We start from the raw sequence: 977 nt of genomic DNA, 5'->3' as shown, positions 1-977 counted from the left end.
CCGCGCCCGAACGAGGCGTCAGCGGGCGATCTCCGCCTCGATCTGTGCCAGATGGGCCGCCAGGATCTCCTCGAACGCCGCGCGGCGGTCCGCCCCCAGAGGGCGGATGTCGCGGGCGAAATGGGCCAGCGCGGGATAGCGCTCGGGGTCGGCGCCGAGGACCGCGACGCGGAACTGCTCGATGCCCTGCTCGTACTCGGTGGAGGTCAGGGAGCCGACGCCGGCCTCGGAGGCGATCAGCGCCGAGAGGAGGATCACGATGCGGTGGTACCGCGCGGGGATCTCCTCGTCGGGCAGCCCGGAGGCGCGCAGCGCCTGCAGTACCTCCTCCATGACCAGCCGGGACCCGGTTCCGCCCGATGCGTAACGCCCCCACACGGCGGCGACCTGGGGCTGTTCGCCGAAGGCCTCGCGCAGGCGCAGGGCGAGCGTGGTGATGCGCTGCTTCCAGTCGCCCTCGGGGCGATGGCCGTCCATCGCGGCCAGGAGGATCCGGTCGGCGACCGCGCGCATCAGCTCCGTCTTGTTGCGGAAGTGCCGGTAGAGGCTGGAGGAGTCGGTCCCGAGCGTCGCGGCGAGCTTGCGCACGCTGAACGACTCCGCGTCGCTCGTGCGCAGCAGCTCCGCCGCCGTGTCCAGGATCTCCTCGGTCGACCAGCGCCGTCGGCCCGTCATCTCGCCCCTTTCGACCGGCTCAGCCTAGTCGACGCGGCACACCGTGCGCCCACCCTTGTCTCCGGTCGTGCACTCACTGATGCACTTGCTCATGCACGCAGTGCGTGCATACTGGAACCGCGCACGGTCCGACCGCACATGACGCACCCGGCGAGCGCCGGGAGGGGAGACGGAGACATGAGCGAGAGCACTGTGGTGACCCGGCCGCCGGAGCCCGACTTCACCACGATCACGACCGAGGAACTCCTGGCCTACCGCGACGCCGAGAACCGGTTCAGGGCGTCGGCCGCGGCCCGGCCGGT

The 977-nt window shown here is 71.4% G+C and carries 1 protein-coding gene and 1 pseudogene; one reads left to right on the top strand and one right to left on the bottom strand.

The annotated features are described in order from the left end of the window. Nucleotides 1-18: 18 nt before the first annotated feature. Nucleotides 19-675: a TetR/AcrR family transcriptional regulator gene (locus GTW43_RS26120; RefSeq protein ID WP_161304435.1), complete on the bottom strand. Its 657-nt coding sequence runs from the start codon at nucleotides 673-675 to the stop codon at nucleotides 19-21. Nucleotides 676-852: 177 nt separating this feature from the next. Between GTW43_RS26120 and GTW43_RS26115 the strand changes: the two are divergent. Continuing rightward, nucleotides 853-977 (top strand): annotated as a pseudogene (locus GTW43_RS26115) (alpha/beta hydrolase); the annotation flags it as partial.

This window comes from Streptomyces sp. SID5785 (assembly GCF_009870065.1).
GTDB lineage: Bacteria > Actinomycetota > Actinomycetes > Streptomycetales > Streptomycetaceae > Streptomyces.
This window is presented reverse-complemented; position numbering and strand designations above follow the sequence as displayed.